The sequence below is a fragment of the Dyadobacter sp. BHUBP1 genome (assembly GCF_050587785.1).
Taxonomy (GTDB): domain Bacteria; phylum Bacteroidota; class Bacteroidia; order Cytophagales; family Spirosomataceae; genus Dyadobacter.
Genome location: NZ_JBOBIH010000012.1, coordinates 52,218 through 68,933, shown reverse-complemented (window position 1 = coordinate 68,933; position 16,716 = coordinate 52,218). Strand labels below are relative to the sequence as shown.

The window sequence follows — 16,716 nt, the reverse complement described above, 5'->3', positions numbered from 1 at the left end:
CCGCGTTAATTTAGCATCAATGATGATCTTGGCTTTTCTAAATCTCCTCATAAAAAGTTAACAGATTGCGATGGTGGTCTAGTGCCGGAAATTCCCGGTCTCCCCATGGCTGCTCTTGTACAACAGTGTCAGTATCATAAATTACACCTTGCTTTTTATATTCTTCGTACAACTCATCAATACCCTGGACTTCAATCCGGCAACTGGCCGTGCCTGCCAGAAAGCTTTCAGCCCCACTGCAAATTGGATCTGCTACCAGGGATAAGCCTTTATTCTTCCAGCTTTCATCCGAAGATGCCCACAAGTGGATTTCAATTTCGTCCCGGACTACTTTTGCAAAGCCATCGTCATAATAAGGTGCTGTAAAACCTAACTTTTCAGAATAGAATTTAACGGATTCGTCAATGTTTTTAACAGGAAGAGCTGGGATCGTTTTCTTCATTTTCATAGATACTGATATCATTTAGTTCAAGCACAGCACGACTTATTCAATTGTATCGGGGGACATTTTTGGGTTCCATAAGTGCAAAAAACACAGCAGTCACCGGAAGCAGGCTTTAACAATGTTTTGCAATTTGTACACTCGTAAAAGTACATACATGCATCAACAGGCATTGTTTCCAAGCGTCGGGTGCCGCAATGCGGACAAGTAAGTATGGATTCCAATATTAAATTCATAACTGCTTAGTTTGTTTCAACAACTTTATAACCAGTAGCGTCGACTGCCTTTTTAATTTCTGCCAGTGACGTTTTCTTACTATCATATCTAACGGTTGCATTGCCATTCTTATACGAGACCTGAACCTGCCGTATGCCTTTTAACTTATTAACTTCCTGTTTAACATGATGTTCACACCCTTCACAGGTCATTCCCTTAATTTTTATATAGGCTGTTTGGTCTGTTTTGGAAACCGGTTGTTGTGCTTCCTGCTTTTGCTGATAGGCCAGTCCTGAATAACTTGGGACGGCAATCAGAAGTACTGCTGCAAGGGTTACCAGGCTTAAAAACTTTTTGGTTTGCATAAATGGTTTGTTTTCAGGTCCACAATTACATGAGTCTTCGGAAGCGGGTTTTAACTGCTGATACCATGCAAAACCCAAAATCAATACGGTTCCAGCAATAAAATAAGGACGTGCAGGCGCAATCCAATCAAAAGTGGTTGCCAAGCTGCTTGTCCCGGCCACCATGGCCAATAATGGTGTGATACAGCAAACAGAACTTGCCAATGCAGTTAGTATGCTGGCATTAGCGGTGATTTTGGACGCTTTCATAAGGCTACACTTTCTTGACTGGGGATATCAACAAATAGTTGACCGATGATACTGGCCTGATCAGGTATGATCGAATAAAAGATAGTTTGTCCAGTTTTTCTGGTACGTACTAAACTGGCATCTTTCAGTTTTCGCAGGTGCTGAGAAATAGCAGGGACGGTCATTTGCAAAATATCACTCAAATCGCAAGGACAAAGCTCGTTCTGTTGCTGGATAAGATAAAGTATTTTAAGCCGGGCCTCATTTCCAGCAAGCGCATAAACCTGCGCTAACCTGGTAAAAGCGTCTTCATTTTCGTCTAAGGTTTCCTTGCATAGTTGGATCTGCTCTTGATCCGCGAACAAACGGATGCAGCTACTAATTTGATCTGACTCTTTTTCTACATCTTCCATATCTGCCACTAATATTTGGGCAAATATAACAGTATTTAAGTATTTGCTTAAATACTTTTGAAGATTAAAAACTATGTGCAGATAGTCAAACAGAGTAAACTAACTCATTGGCGGCCGCCGCTGCGGTTGGGGCCGGGTTGGCGGACCAGAAGAACCCTATTTCAAAGCAACTGGAAATTGCGTATAGAACAGTGTATAAATTATGCCTCAAAACTAAAAGCGTAGTTTACTAACGCCGTTTTCCGGACATTTGTAAGAAAAACCTCTAGAATGCTAATTAACTGAAAAGAGTCGGCAGATTCTGACGCTAAGGTGAAATTACAAACTACATCAGATAGCAAAACGAAGCGAGGCATCCGAGCGTTGCGCAAAGAGTTGAAAGTAATACGGACAACCTATTTTTGAACAAAATAATGTTGCCCATCGTAGTTACTTTGATAATCCGCTTCGATTCCACCACTAAACAAGCAGGCAAGATGAAATATTCTGATTCTGAGGAAGATAATCAGATCGGTACAACAGGCGAGATTGTGGACTTGTTTAACCGCCAGTTGACCGAAAGTGAATGGAACGCGTTGGCTGTTGTACACAGGATGTCCAATAGGTTGAAAATCGGTATTCGCTTCGATTGGGAACATTCAATAGATGTTCGTTCACAAGCAACATCACAGATAGTTGATGAAAGCGTCTTTCTTAGCAGAGTGACATCCATTTAAACGACGCAATCATCAGCATTTTTCATCTTTACCGCGGACGAGCCGTTTCCGTATTGATTCACAAACGCTTAATAAGAAGCTCATTGAAATCTACCACGGAATTATAGACATGCGAACAGTCTTCTGCAATCCCGCCGAAGTCGGCTAAAAATTGAGAAGTAGCTTTTTTGCCTGGTAGGTCATTATCCAGAAAAAGTTCAATTTTTGAATAATGAGAATTGAGAAGAACTTCGTTAGTTCGTTGCTGAAATGCAAGTGAATTCATGATTATAACATCGCCGTCAATGAGTTGCTCAAATTTGCGCACATCAATTCCCTGATAAAACGTCAACGCAGATAAAAAGTCCATAAAACCCTCAAACACTGCGACGTTTGTCCCGGATTTGCCCTTTACTAGACTGATTCCCTTTCGCCCTACCGTGCTTTTAAACCAAGGATTGCGAATCTCATAACCTTGATGCTCGTTTTTCATGCCAGCAGCAAAATATTGTTTGCCTGATTGGCTGTTAATGAAATGAACTTCGACTAAGTAATTGCTGGCAATCAGAGGATCCAGCCGTCTAGTAACAGTGAGGTAATTTGAAAGGGCTGTCGTTTGTCCTAGCACCATAGAAAGCTGTTTAGTTTGAGTTAAAACAAGCGTTGGTTGTCTGTCAGAAACAACGACCTTATCTAACCCCTTCTTTGGCGAGTTGAAGGCTGAATTTTCGGATTTATTTGAGTTTATTGCCAGACTAGATAGTTGTTCGATAGCTCCGCGAACGTCGGTAGCGAAATAGCGCATGGCAAAATCGATCACATTCCCGCCCCCCTCCGCAAAATCATTCCATATCCATATTCCAAGGTTCCCTCTGTACGTCGTATGAAACGACGCGCTTGTTTCGTCTCGAAATGGCGATAGGTACCAGAGCTCATGGCCATTCTTCAATGTTTTTAGTGGGTGATGCCCCAAAACTGCCAGAATGGCCGGAAGAGATAATCTCTTTGCTTCGGCAAGTTTCATAAAAATACTAAATCGATAGATTAACTTATAATACTATTTTCTTTTCACCAGTGGGTTTTTATGAACTGGTGTATTTGAAAAAGTTAAAGTGCGCCATATATTATTTTTTATTTTTTATTATATAAATAGTGCCAATACTCGACAGCAAAGTAGCCTAAACAAGTCCAGGGGCAATATTTATTGTGCCAATACTCGACAAGCGAGTTTATATTCGACAACTTAGACACTCTTTTCCACACGACCCGAGCAACTACTCGACAGATACGTGCCAATACTCGACAGTTCGTGCCAATACTCGACAGTTATTGTCGCGTTATCCACAGGTTTTGTGCCAATACTCGACAACAAATTGCTATTTGTCCACGCGATTGTGACACTACTCGACTGCAGCGTGCCAAATCTCGACATTCAGCCATATTATCTAGCTAGCCGAGCTGGTTGTCCGCTCTTCAATCGAGATCTCTTTTCGCTGCAAATAAGTGCAGAGATGTGCCAGAACTCGACAGCCAGCTTTTTATCACCATTGATTAGTTGCAAATGTGCCAATATTCGACAGCTATCACTGTTAAATGAGTTGACAGCAATAGTTCTTTGCTAGGCTACGATTTTATATGTAAATATATTCCTGAAAATCAGCCACTTATTTGCATATATTCGTACATGCATTAAGCACGATTTGTGCCAAAACTTGATAGCAACATTATAATCCGTTTCAAAGGCCTTCAATTCATGTGCCAAAACTCGACACCAAGTCAGGAAATCAAGCCTCCTTGTCTTATGTATTGCTTGGCCTGTATCTTGGTCATTTGCGTACTATATGCCTTGTTATATGCTGCTATTAAAACATCAACTTTTACATCAAGGTCCACCTTGTGATTGGTAAGCCAGCGCTGAAAATGATCCTTTTCGTCTTCAATAACTACATCAGAGTACATCAGCTTAAACCTCTTCTTCAAGTCCCTCACCAAAGAATTGTAAAATACGTGATCACCGTGATCCTCGGCCACAGGGGGTGTTTGACTACTGGGAGCAAAATTTATTTCCACCCAGTATTCCTCCTGGTTAACCTTAGCTCGATCTGCTTTTACAAAACGATAACTGAAAGGCATTGCATCTTTCTGCAAAAACAGATCGAGCATTCTCTTAACTGCCCGTTTCCGAAATCTGTTTTCCTCAACATCAACCTCAGCCAGATGTGCTAGGTAATCAACAGAAAATCTGGCTATTGTCTGATTTTGTGAAAGGCATTGATGTCGTGTACGTTGTAAGATTAGGTATAAACTCTTTCTTCCATCCCCTCCTCTACCCTTGCCAATCATCCGATAACCATTTGTTTCTACCGTATAGTATCTACTAATGAATCCATCCATCCATTGATCAGAAATTCTTATCTCGTAAATTTTAACGGTATTGGAAGCACGATCCATGTTCAGCTTGATGTCCTTTAAGATTGGAAAGTTCTCCAGCTGAATCACCTCATCCTTAGTATTGACAGTGTAAGTTTTCGCAAATATGATGTTCCGCTGAAGCATCAGGAAGAGTGAATAGTCGAAAACAGAAACAAACTGATGCCCGTGATATTCGGGAACAACTGCTTTCGGATTACTAACAAAATATGGATGCCTCTTGGCAAGGTCCTGGCGATTGCGGCCGGTTTCTTTGCAGAAATCCTGAAGTGTAAACTTTGTATATCCGAACAAATCTCGCTTCATGTTTTTACTAACAAATACGATAAAGTCTTTAACGACTCCCGCGTCATCACCGAACGACGTTCTAATATCATTCAGATTGTCAGCAACACTTCTATCTATCCTACTAACAAAAAACTCGCCTTTTGAACCCTCATTCTCGTTTATCATCTGCTGTCCGGTTAAATTCACACATATTCTATCTTACAGAGATAGAAATGCCGAATACTACATAACTAGCTCACTTAAATATCTTTATGCAAAACATATAGTGCTTTTTTTAGCACTATAATAAGCACTTTTAATAGCACTGTTTATCAGAGGGAGATACTTCGCCAAACAACGTTACTTTTTTTCCTTTTCAAGCTTCTCAAGTACCGCTTCAACGATCCAGTCATGTATACTTATTCCTGGCTTTGGCGATCCCGGCTTACGCGGTCGTTTCGATCTACGCTGGTCTATCTCGCTAAGTATTTGGCCGGTTAACCGGATGTTGATATGTTTAGGGGTTTCAAGGTCAGCAACAACAGTCGCTTCTTTCGTTGTTCTCCCTCCCTTATTTATAACTGCGTCAATTTCAGCTTCTGAAATTTTGGGCTTACGCGGTGGTGGTAGCGTGGCTGACATTTAATACATAGTTGAATAAGTCCTCTATTTCCTTAATTGCTTTTAAATCTGAGTTACTTCCTTCAAAAGCAGTTAACCCTTGGCCGGCAGCATTACTGATAGCCTTTCTATTACTTATTGGATAGGGCAAATAAGTAAGCTGAGGGATTTGCGAGAGAGCTTCCGCAACATCCCGATTGTCCGCACTTCTGATATCAGCCCGACTCAAAAATGTGTAGGCGATTAATGGCTCAGCCCGTATACTTTGAATTTCATCGATCAGTTCAACGACTTTTGTAATTGTCCAGAGATCAAAGCTACGAGGAACGAACGGGATCATGGATACATCCGCAACTGAAAGAGCGGCCCGCTGGCTTGTAGTATCCCTTCCGCCTGTGTCAATAATAATGAACTCGTATTTGGATTTCATAGCCTCCACTTGCTTGCGAAGGTTGGCACCGGTCATATTGACTAATGTATAGCCAGTGTTTCCGAGAGTTTGCTCGCGCCAGGCCGTAAAGTCAGATGATGTTTCTTGATCATCGCCGTCGACGAGAAGGACGTCCCTTCCCTGTGAAGCCAGCCATCCGGCCATCGTGGTAGCAAGAGTGCTCTTCCCTACCCCACCTTTGATTGAATTAAAAGATATAACCACAGATTTCAATGTTAGATATTGTGCTGCAATTAATGCATATTTTTACACAAAAACAAATGCAATTTTTAGTGCTAAAATTAGCACTAATTATAATTCATAAATATCTTTATATTAATTTGTTATAAAATATCTCAGTCGGATCAAAAGAATCTAACTATACATCACCCGAAGCTCTTAAACGTCAGGATTACCAGATTTCGAATTCTCTGATCAATCCTTCTTTTCATAGTAATTCAAATTCGATAAGCTATCTGAGCCAAGGATAATGAGCGAATTATCAAATGAAAAGTGCAGTATGCGACGCCACGTTCTGAGCGCAAAGTAAGCACTAATTTAAGCACTATAATTAGCACTTTATGTGACATTTTTTTCAGCACTGTTTTCAGCATGTAAATCAGCTAATTTTATAACACTTATTTAAGCACTGAAATAAGTACTCATTAAGGCACTGCTTCAAAATGACGGAAAAGGCTTCGACGGCGGCAACGATCTGCCAGAAATAGATTTGATTCGAAACAAGTCATCTCCATACCTAGTGGATAATTAGCACTAATAACAACACCATTTTAAGTATAATATAAAACACCATTTTAAACACTTTTTTAGGTACTAAAATAAGCACTGTTTTTTACATCAAAAACAGGTGCAACCATTATCCTAATGACTCAACTTCAATGTATTACGGTAATAAAGAAAATTTCTGTCACCAACCGTTCTGTCTTGTATATTAATGAGAAATGCTGTTTGAGTCTATCCCTAGATACGTCATGGATTATAAAAATTGCCGACACCTTTGAACTACACCCAAACAACTTGATATGTCAACTACTAATTTCTTAGTTATGCAGTTTTGCTTACATTTAATGATGAATGACGATCAATAGCGTATCGCCAGATGATTTAGTAATAGCAGGGCAGGAGTAAGGTGAATCATTACACCCTGCAACTACCGTATTGCCACTGTAACCGAAAGTATGTAAAAATGGCTCCAACACCTCCAGACCGTCAAAACGAAAACGGCGTGAATAGATAATGTGCCAATACCCGACAGCATGATATACATGATAAAATCACCCACATCGCAAAATGTATATCTTTGTCATATGGCTGAATATCCTTCCAAACACGACACATTTCTTCGAACAATTATGGGTAACCGGCAAATTGCGCTGGATTATTTCCATGCTTGTCTGCCGGCAAATGTCCTCGAAAAGCTAGATTTCTCCACCCTGCGGCAGCTCCCCGATACGTATGTATCGAAGGAGCTACAAAAGTCGATCTCGGATATCGTCTATGCATGCAAACGAGCCGGTGGGGTAGGGGAGGTTAAAATTTCTCTTTTGATCGAGCACAAAAGCTACGTGGACAAATACACGCCTATCCAGATCGGTAGCTACATTTTCTCCGGCCTATTAAAGCAGATTGCGGACGGTGAGAAGCCATCACTAATTATTCCGATACTTCTCTATCACGGAAAAGCCCGGTGGGAATACAAAACGCTTTCGTCGCTCTTTGGCGGACTGGAACCAGAATTCTCGCGGTTTGTGCCAGATTACCACTACGTGTTTAATAATCTCGGCGTGATCCCCGACGAGCAAATTCAGGAGCTACACAACAAATTTCTGGCCGCCTCATTGCTTGCAATGAAACATAGTGTGCTGAAGGACAGCCTTACTGAGCTAATTCCTACAATATTAAAGCTGGCCGGAGAAATCGATAAGAACTTGCAAACCAGCCTGATTATTTATACATTCGTAAACAGTGAACTAAGCGAGCAGCAAATCATTGAACTGACCACATCGCTACCAACTCAAATTAGAGCAACAGTTATGAGTACCTTAGATGTTTTTGTTGAGAAAGGTCGGAAGCAAAAGACCGAAAACGCGGTACGTAATCTCATCAAGCAATCTTTGCTAACCGACGAGCAGATAGCTTCTGCATTGGAGGTTACAGTTAAGTACGTAGCCGATATTCGCCGTCAAAGCACCGAAGCATAGGTATTCTCGGTTCTAATACACGGCAGCACTGCGTAAATGCTTCCGAAAACATAGAAGCTTATACTAGTTATTATTACTATGGCCGTAGTTGCGAAGGAACTCTTCGAGTAATCCCGCATGAACAAACCTGGCAGTGTTATCTTGAATAACCCTTTCCTCACCCATCAACAGTGCTACTCTATATCCCGCAAAGTTTATGTCACTATAAAAAGGTCGAAAGAGTTCCATTCCGATACCTTGTACTATCTGGAGTGCTAGCTTTTTGCCGTCGAAGCTGCACTATATTTTTCCATCCGGTATTGGCAGGGACCCAGAGAGGCCGCTTTCGTCTGGGGATCGGATTCATCTGGATCGGGGTTTGCTTATTTGTTGGTCGTTAAATTAACGGGTATGAACTGGGTATTGGCATCGGTAGGTATTTTGGTGATTTTGCTGGGTATAGCTATCTGGCGTTTCGGACTAGTCGGTTGGTTGAGCAATATTCCTAAAGGCGGTGAAATCATTGATAAAGAGAAAGCGGCCAAACTTGGTGGGAGTTATTTAAGCCTGGTAGGAATGTGCTTCATTGCTTTCGGATATGCTGTTGAAAATTTACCAGATCAAACAATCATGGTGATTGTAGCTTGCTATATCCCAGTCAACATGGTCGTATTGGTTTCGTACCTGGTAGCCCAAAGTAAGAACATGCGTAGATAAGGATAATCAGATTGACATTGAACGAGCATGGATAGGGAAATTAGCGTTAAATCTGTTTGGTTTCAGGATGAGAACATTTTTATCCAAACGAGATCTGGAGAAGAGCGTAGTCAGCCGCTAAAATGGTTCCCTAAACTCTTTAATGCTACTTTGGCAGAGCGTCAGAAATTTGAGCTTTCCCCCTTCGGCATTCATTGGCCGGATCTGGATGAAGATTTGAGTTTTGAAGGCTTTTACACCTACTCGAAGCTCTGAAGTAATTCCGCAAGATGGTATTGGGGTAGGCTGGCTGTAAGTTCAACCGTGATGGTTTATTATAACAACGCCTATCCCCAATGTAACACAACGCCCATTCTGCTATACTATGGAAGGGCCCGTTGGCATACAAAATGGTTCTTTCACTTTTTGAAGGAGCAAAAAGTAGATTGTAGGGCTAATAACAACGCAACCCGCACAAATTAGAACAACAGTTATGAACACGTTAGATGTTTTTATTGAGAAAGGCCGCAGACAGGGCATTGAAGAGGCTATGCTGCAAAAAACGGAAACCATGGTGCGTAACTTGATCAAGCAATCTATACTTAATGACGATCAAATAGCTTCCGCCTTAGAAGTTACCGTGAAATATGTAGCCGACGTTCGTCGCCAGATATTCGAAGCCAACAAAGGCTAACAAAAACCCATAAACGTTTCCGGGTATTGAATTTAACATAGCAATTCCCATCTGAATCGCGACATGTAATACGTTGATCTAAGTGCAAATCCTCTTCAAAAAAAGCCTCAAATGACGGTCATTTTTTGCCGACGCTCCGAATTGTATCCCAAGCTGAAATCACCAAGATAATTGGTCAACCTCTATATTTTCCTCATTCGCAGCTAAATCTGCTGCGCCCGGTAAGGCGGCGAGTATAGATTCAACAATCAGACCGGGATACATTTCAGCTAGATCAACATCATCGCCGCTCTCAAACAGTCCACGCTCAAATCCTTTTGGGTAAATCGTTCGATACCACCTGACAAGCCATTGAAAAAGCTTCGTCTCAAATAACCTGCGTTTAATGAGAACAGGTGACATATCAACTTACTATGTTTTTAGTTATATAAATTCGTCTTAAATCTTTATCTCATTTTTCTATGTCTTATTTTTTATATTTGGCTGAATAAGTGAGACAAATGATATGATTTTTGGATACGCCCGGGTTTCTACCCAAGATCAGAACCTGAACCTACAAATTGACGACTTGAAAAGGTCGGGGTGTGAACGCATCTTTCGCGAGAAGGTCTCTTCAGTCAAAGAGCGCCCAGAGCTTAACAAGCTGCTCGACTCGGCAAGGGAGGGCGACACGATCATCGTTTGGAAGCTCGACCGCCTAGGCCGGTCACTGAAAGACCTGATCCATCTGATCAATGAATTTCAAGAGCGGCAGATCGGATTCCGGAGCCTGAACGACGCGATCGATACGACGACTGCGCAAGGCCGGTTGATCTTCAACATATTCGCATCGTTGGCCGAATTTGAGCGTGACCTTATCCGGGAGCGGACCAAGGCCGGGCTCTCGGCCGCGCGCGCCAGGGGAAGGATGGGAGGGAAGCCCAAAGGACTAAGCAAGGCGGCCATGTCAAAGGCACATGCAGCGAAGGCACTTTACGACAAGAAAGACAAGACCGGCGAAGAAATTGGTAAAGTCTTAGGCATTAGCAGGGCTACGGTCTACCGGTACATCAAAGAGATCGAGCAGCAGCACCGCTCAGAAAATGAAAAACAATCATCAGCGCAATACTAAGAACCATGCAGCAGACTGTTGCCTTTTTGTCCGAATGGAGTAATGACACCCTCGATTTGTCCAAGCGTGGGGTAGAAGTGCCAACCACTCATTTCATTATCACCGCAATCATTCTTAACAAAGAAGACATTGCTTCTGCCAAACGGGTCATCGAAGCTGTGCGAATTCGGCATTTTGCAGGTGGCAACCTAGATCCCGAACTGACGGCCAACAATCATGAAAAGCAGAAAGAAATCCTGGAAGACATCGACGAAGCACCGTTTAAGGTTTTTGCCGTCATTGTCGACAAGCGGCAGTTGATAGGAGAGGGACTGCGTTACAAGGGCTCGTTTCATAAATTTCTTCATAGCCTCGCAGATCGGGAGCTGTTCCGTTTGCTACCAAACCTTGACTTGGTAAGTGGCCCGATCGGCGATAACACCTTTATGAAAGGGTTTGTCAAATATGTTGAGCAGAATCATATTTCCAATCTATTTAATGAGTCCACCTTTGGCTTTGCCGGAATTGAAAATGATGGACTAGTCCAGGCAGCGGGCTATATCGCTGGCACACTTGCACGTTGTTATGACGAGACTGTAATTACTGACCAGCGCGGTGAATATATTGAACTGCTTCGCCGCAAGCTACTTTCGGTCCAGTTTTTCCCTGACACTTTCCGTACAAGTATAGTGCAAGTGCCATATTCCTGTGAAAACTACAATGAAACACTGGCCACTTTGAGTACCAATCTGGCCAATGACTTTCTACACCGCAAGTCACTAAGTCCGGTTCCGCAGCTGAAAGACCAGGTAAGCTGTTTAGGGTATTTACTTTTCCATTTCAGGCATATCAATCCGACGCGTTACATCACCAGCTTTGAACTAATGGAGCACATCAGGGCAAGGACAGGCAAGAAAGTTTCTTTACATTATTTTCAAACAAAGGTGATAGCCCAACTGCGGGACGCCGGCGTGCTGATCGCAAGCAGCTCCCGCGGGTACAAGTTACCGGCTAGCGAAGCTGACCTTAATGATTTCGTAAGCCATAGTAACACGATCATCTCGCCAATGCTATCGCGTGTAAAGCGTTTCCGCGACCAGGTCGCATACAGCTACTTCCGGTGAAATTGATATCTTGGCTCACCAGGAGTATGCGCTGATACGCAAAATTGTAGTTGATTTCTAAACCTGACATCTATGGAGTATAAATCTTTGGCAGACCTGATTAACGATCAGAAGGCATGTAAAACCATTTTCCAGCTGGTAACAACAGGCTGTGGACCAACTGAATTTGGGCACGTGGAAGACTCTGAACTCGGCTATTTAACCCTGTGGGAAAAATATGGAAGCGGGACTACCAGGCACATTCATATTACCCATGACGGTAGTATCGAGCACTATTACGGTGATGAGCTTGAACCAATTGGCAATATATTTACCCTTGTTGATCAGATAAGATCATTGGGTTATTCGGCTTGACTTGAAATACAACCAAAGGGCCAACGATATGGAATACCAGAAGACTTTTAATGCGCTAGCCAGAATCGATGCATCGTCAGGGGTGCTGATATGGGGAAGGTAAAAAACAACCTGGTGTATCCAGAAGAAGCTCTTATGCCGCAACTTTTGAGCGAACAACTGACAATGGATCACTTGATGAAAATCAGCTACTGTGACGATATACTTAAAGAGTGGAGTCTGGTCACCGTTACCATTGCCGTGGAGCATCCAGCGTAATTGCCGCTACGTATGCTCCGATATTCCACTGCCTGTTAGTCAGTTCGGTATTGCATATCTTGAACCCATATTTTGGTTCGAGGCCAATGTCCATACGCATCGCCCATTGTAAAGGATCCCGATCAAGCCTTCGCCAGTGTTTCTGGGCTTTAGCATCTTTTTTTGAATAGCTATCCCGATCACTTTCTGAAATGATGCGTCTCCGCTGTTTCAGCAGTAAATCGATAAGAATATATACCATAATCGTAAACGAGAGGGTATTTACCATCGGTTACATCTCCCCCAACAAGCGATAGCTGTCGTAAATGCACAAGCCTTCGCGCGAGCAAATTCCCAAACATAAAGACAAAATCGATAAGTCAGTCGACGCACAATTGCTGAATTTATAGAGGCTAATCTCATTCTTAAAAACTACATCTAAAGTTTTTTTTAGGTATTTCATTTAATTTATTTAGGTTTGTCTAAATATTATTCAAATAACGGGCTAAATGAAACAGTGGTTACTATTTTGGACGGTAGTGTTAGGGTGTCTTTCCATCTATTCGTGCGACAGCATGTTGCCTGGCGCCCGACCAGAAGATCAGGTTTTAGACGGTCCCGTGAATGGTCTGTCCCCGGAAAATCAAAAGCGCTTTTTATTGGGCGACGCAGCTTTTAACAACGACGTGTTTACGGCAAGCAAAGGCCTAGGGCCCATTTTTGTCTCGACAAGTTGCGGAAGCTGCCATGCAGGTGATGGAAAGGGCACACCGTTTTCTACGTTGACTCGCTTTGGCCAAAAAGATCAAACCGGCAATAAATATCTGCACCTGGGTGGTCCTCAACTGCAGAACAGGGCGATACCTGGCTATCTACCTGAGAAAATCCCATCTGGTGCTACTTTTTCCAAGTTTACCCCACCGGCAAATACGGGTCTTGGATTCCTGGAGCTTGTATCAGATCAAGAAATTCTCTCCATGGCAGATCCGTTGGATAGCAATGGTGACGGAGTCTCGGGCGTTCCCTCGTATGGAACGTTGCCCGCCTTTATCACAGCGGCCACTAATGCGGTTGAAAAGGATGGGAAATACATTCACCGGTTTGGGAAAAAGGCTGCTGCCTATAATTTATTACACCAAACGGTAAATGCATATAGTCAAGATATCGGGATAAGTTCGGTTTTTTCGCCAAAGGACATTTATCATGGTCAGGATATTGATCCCGAAATTTCAAGCCAAACGATCTATGATGTTGTATTCTATTTGCAAACCCTAAAAGCTCCAACCCCGAGAAACACAGGGAATGCACAAGTGCAGCAGGGAAAACAAACGTTTATAGATATAGGTTGTGAGGGGTGTCACCGGCAAACTTTGAAAACCGGTAACTCCCCCATTGCCTCACTATCTAACCAGACATTTCACCCATATACCGACCTGCTGTTACATGATGTCGGACCAGAACTTGATGATGGTTACACCGAAGGCAGCGCAACGAGTGCAGAATGGCGAACCCCTCCACTTTGGGGACTCGGCTTGTCGCCGCGCTCACAGGGCGGCAAATACTTCCTTATGCACGACGGCAGGGCTACCAGTGTCCGTGCAGCAATCCTGATGCACGGCGGCGAGGGCCAGCGCAGCAGAGACCGTTTTGAGAATCTTACGAGCTCGGATCAGAATAAACTCATCCAATTCCTAGAATCACTTTAACTACAATGGAAAGAAAAGACTTTATAAAAACTTGTGGAATTTCGTGTGTCGGATTCGCAGCATTGGCATTGGGGCTAACAGCCTGCGCGAGCGTTTACTCTGTGCAGGGCACTGTGACGAAAAATGTGATATCGTTTCCAAAACAGGCTTTCACCGAGATTAAAAAATCAGGAGAAAAGCTAGAGCGGCTGGTAGTAGTGGTCAATGTGGAAGGCCTAAAATTCCCCGTGGCCGTGTACGACAATGGCAATGACCATTACACAGCACTGTGGCTAAAATGCAGCCATCAGGGTAACGAAGTCAGTGTACATGGCGACTTGCTTTCATGCTCTGCCCACGGAAGTGAATACGATAAATATGGAAAAGTTATTAAGGGCCCCGCAAAAGAAGCTCTTCGACAATTTACTGTCAGGGCGGAAGGCATTAACATATTGATTGATCTGGCATGAGACATTTTCTATTTTTAATTTTTCTGCTATATATCCCAGTTTGTCTGCATGCGCAAAGCGATACAAGTTTTTTCTTCTCGCGTGTCAAACAGGATTCTAGTAAGCTGAAACTTAATATGGATGCGGTTTATGACCGGCCGTTTCTGCAAATGGGTAAAATGCCGGTCGCCCTGGGCGGATACCTCGAAGCAAACAGTAGCTATTTCAGCTCGGACGGTGTTAGCGACGGCCTGTCTTTTCAAATTCCACGTTTGACAGTATTCATGTCTGCCACTATCCGGCAGCGCATTAAGTTTATGACAGAAATCGAATTTGAAGAAGGAGGAAAAGAGGTCAATATAGAGTTCGCGGCGTTGGATATAGAGCTCCACCCACTATTAAATTTGCGCGGCGGCGTTATTATGAATCCGATCGGCTCCTTCAACCAAAATCACGATGGCCCCAAATGGGAATTTGTCGATAGGCCGATCTCATCTACGACGATCATTCCAAGCACTTGGAGTAATGTTGGTTTTGGTTTGTTCGGAAAGATAGCCCGCAAAAATTGGGTATGGGCTTACGAGGCATATCTGAGTAATGGTTTTAATGACCAGATTATCGACAATACCGAAAACAGAACTTGGTTTCCTGCCGTAAAACTGAATACCGATCGGTTCGAAGAAAGCTTTAATGGTACACCACTCAAAACGGCCAAGATGGCGATCAGGCACAGGAAGATAGCAGAGTTGGGAGTATCATGGATGAACGGGGTTTACAATAAATTTCAAAACGATGGGATCCGGCTTGATCACAAGAGATATCTTAATTTCCTTGCACTGGATGTGAACACAACCTTGCGATCGAAGACCATTATCAATGGCGAATGGGTTTGGGCCTGGGTTGACATCCCTTCAACATATTCGCAGCAGTTCGGAAATAGGCAACAGGGAGGTTTTATCGATATCGTTCAACCAATCATCAAAGGGCGGATACTTGGATGGTCCGAAAGCGTCATTAACGTAGCCGGCCGTGGGGAATACGCTGACTATAATATTGGCAGCTTCGCAGAAAATAATGCTAGGATAGCGGACCATATTTATGGTGCATCCCTTGCATTGAGCTTTCGCCCCGCGCCGCAAACCGTGATCCGGGCTAATTATCGCTATCAGTGGCAAACGGATTTTCTGGGAAACCCAGCCACTAGAACCGGGGGTATCCAACTTGGATTTTCGACCTATTTCTGAAACACATTCCGAGTAACTACGTTTTCATAATTCCGATTTATATAGGTTAGGAAAGTGTGCAAGCAAAAATTCTGGATTGCAAAGCGCAGTCTGCTCCGCCCTCACTATTTTAAGCTGAAGACCTTGAATCTGAATTAATTTTTATACTTTTTAGTATTCCCCACCAGGCTGCCGGAGCCAGGGGGATCACACTCCACATTCCTGGAAAATAACCATAAGGATGATCTGTAAACAGTGGGAAAATAAAATGCGCCAGCTCGCTAATTCCCATGGATGCAAAGAAGGTCCAGGTAAGATAAGTGCCAAAAGCCTGTTTCTTCCAAACAAGTAATGGAATCATTAACCAGACGACTGCAACGGCATACAATCCAATTGCAGGCATCGAGTCCGCTTCTGGTACCGGCTTGCCAGTCAATTGGGATAATGCCGGAAAGAAGGCTTGCTGCCGCTCCTCTATTTTGTGAATGATAAATAGAACGAGCGTTAAAAAATAGGGCGCCAGTATTGCTCTAATTTCTAATTTTTTATAAAAAACGAGCCAGAATAGAAAGCCTCCAAGGTAACCAAATGTAAATACGAGCATAGCCCAAAAGCCCAGAGCTGTATAGCCTAAATACAACGCCGTCAAAGAAAAAATAATCGCACCTATGACAGAGAATAGGTTTTTTCTAATCATCTTCTATTAACGTTAATTTTCAACCATTTCTTTTAACCATAAAGGCCTTCGCCAAAATCTTGCCCGCTGGCAGCATGCCAAACTTTTGCCATCGTCAACTCGCTGATTTCCCGCGCTATCCTTTCGAACAATCTGATAGAAATTCGGACGCGCCTCTTT

The 16,716-nt window shown here is 43.0% G+C and carries 21 protein-coding genes; 10 read left to right on the top strand and 11 right to left on the bottom strand.

The annotated features are described in order from the left end of the window. Positions 1–37: 37 nt before the first annotated feature. The 9 genes from ACQ4MZ_RS29160 to ACQ4MZ_RS29120 form a co-directional block, all read right to left on the bottom strand. Positions 38–448: a bleomycin resistance protein gene (locus ACQ4MZ_RS29160; protein ID WP_207509719.1), complete on the bottom strand. Its 411-nt coding sequence runs from the start codon at positions 446–448 to the stop codon at positions 38–40. Positions 449–468: 20 nt separating this feature from the next. Beyond that, positions 469–678, bottom strand: coding sequence for a GDCCVxC domain-containing (seleno)protein (locus ACQ4MZ_RS29155; protein WP_083940642.1), 210 nt, complete (start codon positions 676–678; stop codon positions 469–471). A gap of 6 nt (positions 679–684) precedes the next feature. After that, positions 685–1,272: a mercuric transport protein MerTP gene (gene merTP, locus ACQ4MZ_RS29150; protein ID WP_027303351.1), complete on the bottom strand. Its 588-nt coding sequence runs from the start codon at positions 1,270–1,272 to the stop codon at positions 685–687. Then, entirely contained in the window at positions 1,269–1,664 is a 396-nt protein-coding gene (locus tag ACQ4MZ_RS29145) for an ArsR/SmtB family transcription factor (RefSeq protein ID WP_019991102.1), read from the bottom strand. Before ACQ4MZ_RS29145 ends, merTP begins: the two co-directional genes overlap by 4 nt. A gap of 395 nt (positions 1,665–2,059) precedes the next feature. Beyond that, complete coding sequence (locus ACQ4MZ_RS29140) at positions 2,060–2,302, bottom strand: hypothetical protein (protein WP_430851222.1); 243 nt, start codon at positions 2,300–2,302, stop codon at positions 2,060–2,062. A gap of 136 nt (positions 2,303–2,438) precedes the next feature. Further along, the gene (locus tag ACQ4MZ_RS29135; protein ID WP_430851220.1) at positions 2,439–3,383 is read right to left on the bottom strand and encodes a toprim domain-containing protein; all 945 of its coding nucleotides are present in this window, start codon (positions 3,381–3,383) and stop codon (positions 2,439–2,441) included. 752 nt (positions 3,384–4,135) lie between these two features. Then, complete coding sequence (locus tag ACQ4MZ_RS29130; protein ID WP_430851218.1) at positions 4,136–5,242, bottom strand: hypothetical protein; 1,107 nt, start codon at positions 5,240–5,242, stop codon at positions 4,136–4,138. A 174-nt stretch (positions 5,243–5,416) separates the two neighbouring features. Next, complete coding sequence (locus tag ACQ4MZ_RS29125; protein WP_291036867.1) at positions 5,417–5,698, bottom strand: hypothetical protein; 282 nt, start codon at positions 5,696–5,698, stop codon at positions 5,417–5,419. After that, positions 5,670–6,332 carry an AAA family ATPase gene (locus tag ACQ4MZ_RS29120; RefSeq protein WP_309993640.1) on the bottom strand — a complete coding sequence of 221 codons (663 nt, stop codon included), beginning with the start codon at positions 6,330–6,332 and terminating at the stop codon, positions 5,670–5,672. Before ACQ4MZ_RS29120 ends, ACQ4MZ_RS29125 begins: the two co-directional genes overlap by 29 nt. Positions 6,333–7,435: 1,103 nt before the next feature. Here ACQ4MZ_RS29120 and ACQ4MZ_RS29115 point away from each other — a divergent pair. The 4 genes from ACQ4MZ_RS29115 to ACQ4MZ_RS29100 all read left to right on the top strand — a co-directional run bounded on the left by ACQ4MZ_RS29115 (position 7,436) and on the right by ACQ4MZ_RS29100 (position 9,698). Continuing rightward, positions 7,436–8,329, top strand: coding sequence for an Rpn family recombination-promoting nuclease/putative transposase (locus tag ACQ4MZ_RS29115; RefSeq protein WP_430851215.1), 894 nt, complete (start codon positions 7,436–7,438; stop codon positions 8,327–8,329). Between the two features lie 390 nt (positions 8,330–8,719). Further along, complete coding sequence (locus ACQ4MZ_RS29110) at positions 8,720–9,025, top strand: hypothetical protein (RefSeq protein WP_430851213.1); 306 nt, start codon at positions 8,720–8,722, stop codon at positions 9,023–9,025. A gap of 27 nt (positions 9,026–9,052) precedes the next feature. Then, on the top strand, positions 9,053–9,280 hold the full coding sequence (locus ACQ4MZ_RS29105; protein ID WP_430851211.1) for a DUF2442 domain-containing protein: 228 nt from the start codon (positions 9,053–9,055) through the stop codon (positions 9,278–9,280). A 217-nt stretch (positions 9,281–9,497) separates the two neighbouring features. Next, positions 9,498–9,698 carry a hypothetical protein gene (locus tag ACQ4MZ_RS29100; RefSeq protein WP_430851209.1) on the top strand — a complete coding sequence of 67 codons (201 nt, stop codon included), beginning with the start codon at positions 9,498–9,500 and terminating at the stop codon, positions 9,696–9,698. Positions 9,699–9,857: 159 nt separating this feature from the next. Here the strand turns inward: ACQ4MZ_RS29100 and ACQ4MZ_RS29095 are convergent, their stop codons facing one another. Beyond that, positions 9,858–10,100 (bottom strand): hypothetical protein, encoded by a 243-nt coding sequence (locus ACQ4MZ_RS29095; protein ID WP_430851207.1) that lies wholly within the window; start codon positions 10,098–10,100, stop codon positions 9,858–9,860. Between the two features lie 103 nt (positions 10,101–10,203). Here ACQ4MZ_RS29095 and ACQ4MZ_RS29090 point away from each other — a divergent pair, with 103 nt between their 5' ends. From ACQ4MZ_RS29090 to ACQ4MZ_RS29065, 6 genes are all read left to right on the top strand, one after another. Beyond that, a complete protein-coding gene (locus tag ACQ4MZ_RS29090; RefSeq protein WP_291036858.1) occupies positions 10,204–10,809 on the top strand; it encodes a recombinase family protein in 606 nt (201 codons plus the stop codon). Positions 10,810–10,814: 5 nt separating this feature from the next. After that, positions 10,815–11,912, top strand: a complete 1,098-nt coding sequence (locus ACQ4MZ_RS29085; protein ID WP_430851205.1) for a hypothetical protein — start codon at positions 10,815–10,817, stop codon at positions 11,910–11,912. Between the two features lie 72 nt (positions 11,913–11,984). Continuing rightward, a complete protein-coding gene (locus ACQ4MZ_RS29080; protein WP_291036854.1) occupies positions 11,985–12,266 on the top strand; it encodes a hypothetical protein in 282 nt (93 codons plus the stop codon). 746 nt (positions 12,267–13,012) lie between these two features. After that, complete coding sequence (locus ACQ4MZ_RS29075; protein ID WP_291036852.1) at positions 13,013–14,209, top strand: di-heme oxidoredictase family protein; 1,197 nt, start codon at positions 13,013–13,015, stop codon at positions 14,207–14,209. A gap of 5 nt (positions 14,210–14,214) precedes the next feature. Continuing rightward, the gene (locus tag ACQ4MZ_RS29070; protein ID WP_291036851.1) at positions 14,215–14,658 is read left to right on the top strand and encodes a ubiquinol-cytochrome c reductase iron-sulfur subunit; all 444 of its coding nucleotides are present in this window, start codon (positions 14,215–14,217) and stop codon (positions 14,656–14,658) included. Next, positions 14,655–15,881 (top strand): hypothetical protein, encoded by a 1,227-nt coding sequence (locus ACQ4MZ_RS29065; RefSeq protein WP_291036850.1) that lies wholly within the window; start codon positions 14,655–14,657, stop codon positions 15,879–15,881. Before ACQ4MZ_RS29070 ends, ACQ4MZ_RS29065 begins: the two co-directional genes overlap by 4 nt. A gap of 109 nt (positions 15,882–15,990) precedes the next feature. Here the strand turns inward: ACQ4MZ_RS29065 and ACQ4MZ_RS29060 are convergent, their stop codons facing one another. Further along, positions 15,991–16,557, bottom strand: a complete 567-nt coding sequence (locus ACQ4MZ_RS29060) for a hypothetical protein (RefSeq protein ID WP_291036848.1) — start codon at positions 16,555–16,557, stop codon at positions 15,991–15,993. Positions 16,558–16,716: the final 159 nt, after the last annotated feature.

What these genes read in the sequence shown, in the direction of transcription:
- ACQ4MZ_RS29080 (WP_291036854.1), top strand. Translation starts at nt 11,985, where the DNA reads ATGGAGTATAAATCTTTGGCAGACCTGATTAACGATCAGAAGGCATGT.
- ACQ4MZ_RS29085 (WP_430851205.1), top strand. Translation starts at nt 10,815, where the DNA reads ATGCAGCAGACTGTTGCCTTTTTGTCCGAATGGAGTAATGACACCCTC.
- ACQ4MZ_RS29110 (WP_430851213.1), top strand. Translation starts at nt 8,720, where the DNA reads ATGAACTGGGTATTGGCATCGGTAGGTATTTTGGTGATTTTGCTGGGT.
- ACQ4MZ_RS29090 (WP_291036858.1), top strand. Translation starts at nt 10,204, where the DNA reads ATGATTTTTGGATACGCCCGGGTTTCTACCCAAGATCAGAACCTGAAC.
- ACQ4MZ_RS29095 (WP_430851207.1), bottom strand. Translation starts at nt 10,100, where the DNA reads ATGTCACCTGTTCTCATTAAACGCAGGTTATTTGAGACGAAGCTTTTT.
- ACQ4MZ_RS29060 (WP_291036848.1), bottom strand. Translation starts at nt 16,557, where the DNA reads ATGATTAGAAAAAACCTATTCTCTGTCATAGGTGCGATTATTTTTTCT.
- ACQ4MZ_RS29130 (WP_430851218.1), bottom strand. Translation starts at nt 5,242, where the DNA reads ATGATAAACGAGAATGAGGGTTCAAAAGGCGAGTTTTTTGTTAGTAGG.
- ACQ4MZ_RS29075 (WP_291036852.1), top strand. Translation starts at nt 13,013, where the DNA reads ATGAAACAGTGGTTACTATTTTGGACGGTAGTGTTAGGGTGTCTTTCC.
- merTP (WP_027303351.1), bottom strand. Translation starts at nt 1,272, where the DNA reads ATGAAAGCGTCCAAAATCACCGCTAATGCCAGCATACTAACTGCATTG.
- ACQ4MZ_RS29140 (WP_430851222.1), bottom strand. Translation starts at nt 2,302, where the DNA reads ATGTTCCCAATCGAAGCGAATACCGATTTTCAACCTATTGGACATCCT.
- ACQ4MZ_RS29135 (WP_430851220.1), bottom strand. Translation starts at nt 3,383, where the DNA reads ATGAAACTTGCCGAAGCAAAGAGATTATCTCTTCCGGCCATTCTGGCA.
- ACQ4MZ_RS29145 (WP_019991102.1), bottom strand. Translation starts at nt 1,664, where the DNA reads ATGGAAGATGTAGAAAAAGAGTCAGATCAAATTAGTAGCTGCATCCGT.
- ACQ4MZ_RS29065 (WP_291036850.1), top strand. Translation starts at nt 14,655, where the DNA reads ATGAGACATTTTCTATTTTTAATTTTTCTGCTATATATCCCAGTTTGT.
- ACQ4MZ_RS29160 (WP_207509719.1), bottom strand. Translation starts at nt 448, where the DNA reads ATGAAAATGAAGAAAACGATCCCAGCTCTTCCTGTTAAAAACATTGAC.
- ACQ4MZ_RS29105 (WP_430851211.1), top strand. Translation starts at nt 9,053, where the DNA reads ATGGATAGGGAAATTAGCGTTAAATCTGTTTGGTTTCAGGATGAGAAC.
- ACQ4MZ_RS29155 (WP_083940642.1), bottom strand. Translation starts at nt 678, where the DNA reads ATGAATTTAATATTGGAATCCATACTTACTTGTCCGCATTGCGGCACC.
- ACQ4MZ_RS29100 (WP_430851209.1), top strand. Translation starts at nt 9,498, where the DNA reads ATGAACACGTTAGATGTTTTTATTGAGAAAGGCCGCAGACAGGGCATT.
- ACQ4MZ_RS29125 (WP_291036867.1), bottom strand. Translation starts at nt 5,698, where the DNA reads ATGTCAGCCACGCTACCACCACCGCGTAAGCCCAAAATTTCAGAAGCT.
- ACQ4MZ_RS29070 (WP_291036851.1), top strand. Translation starts at nt 14,215, where the DNA reads ATGGAAAGAAAAGACTTTATAAAAACTTGTGGAATTTCGTGTGTCGGA.
- ACQ4MZ_RS29115 (WP_430851215.1), top strand. Translation starts at nt 7,436, where the DNA reads ATGGCTGAATATCCTTCCAAACACGACACATTTCTTCGAACAATTATG.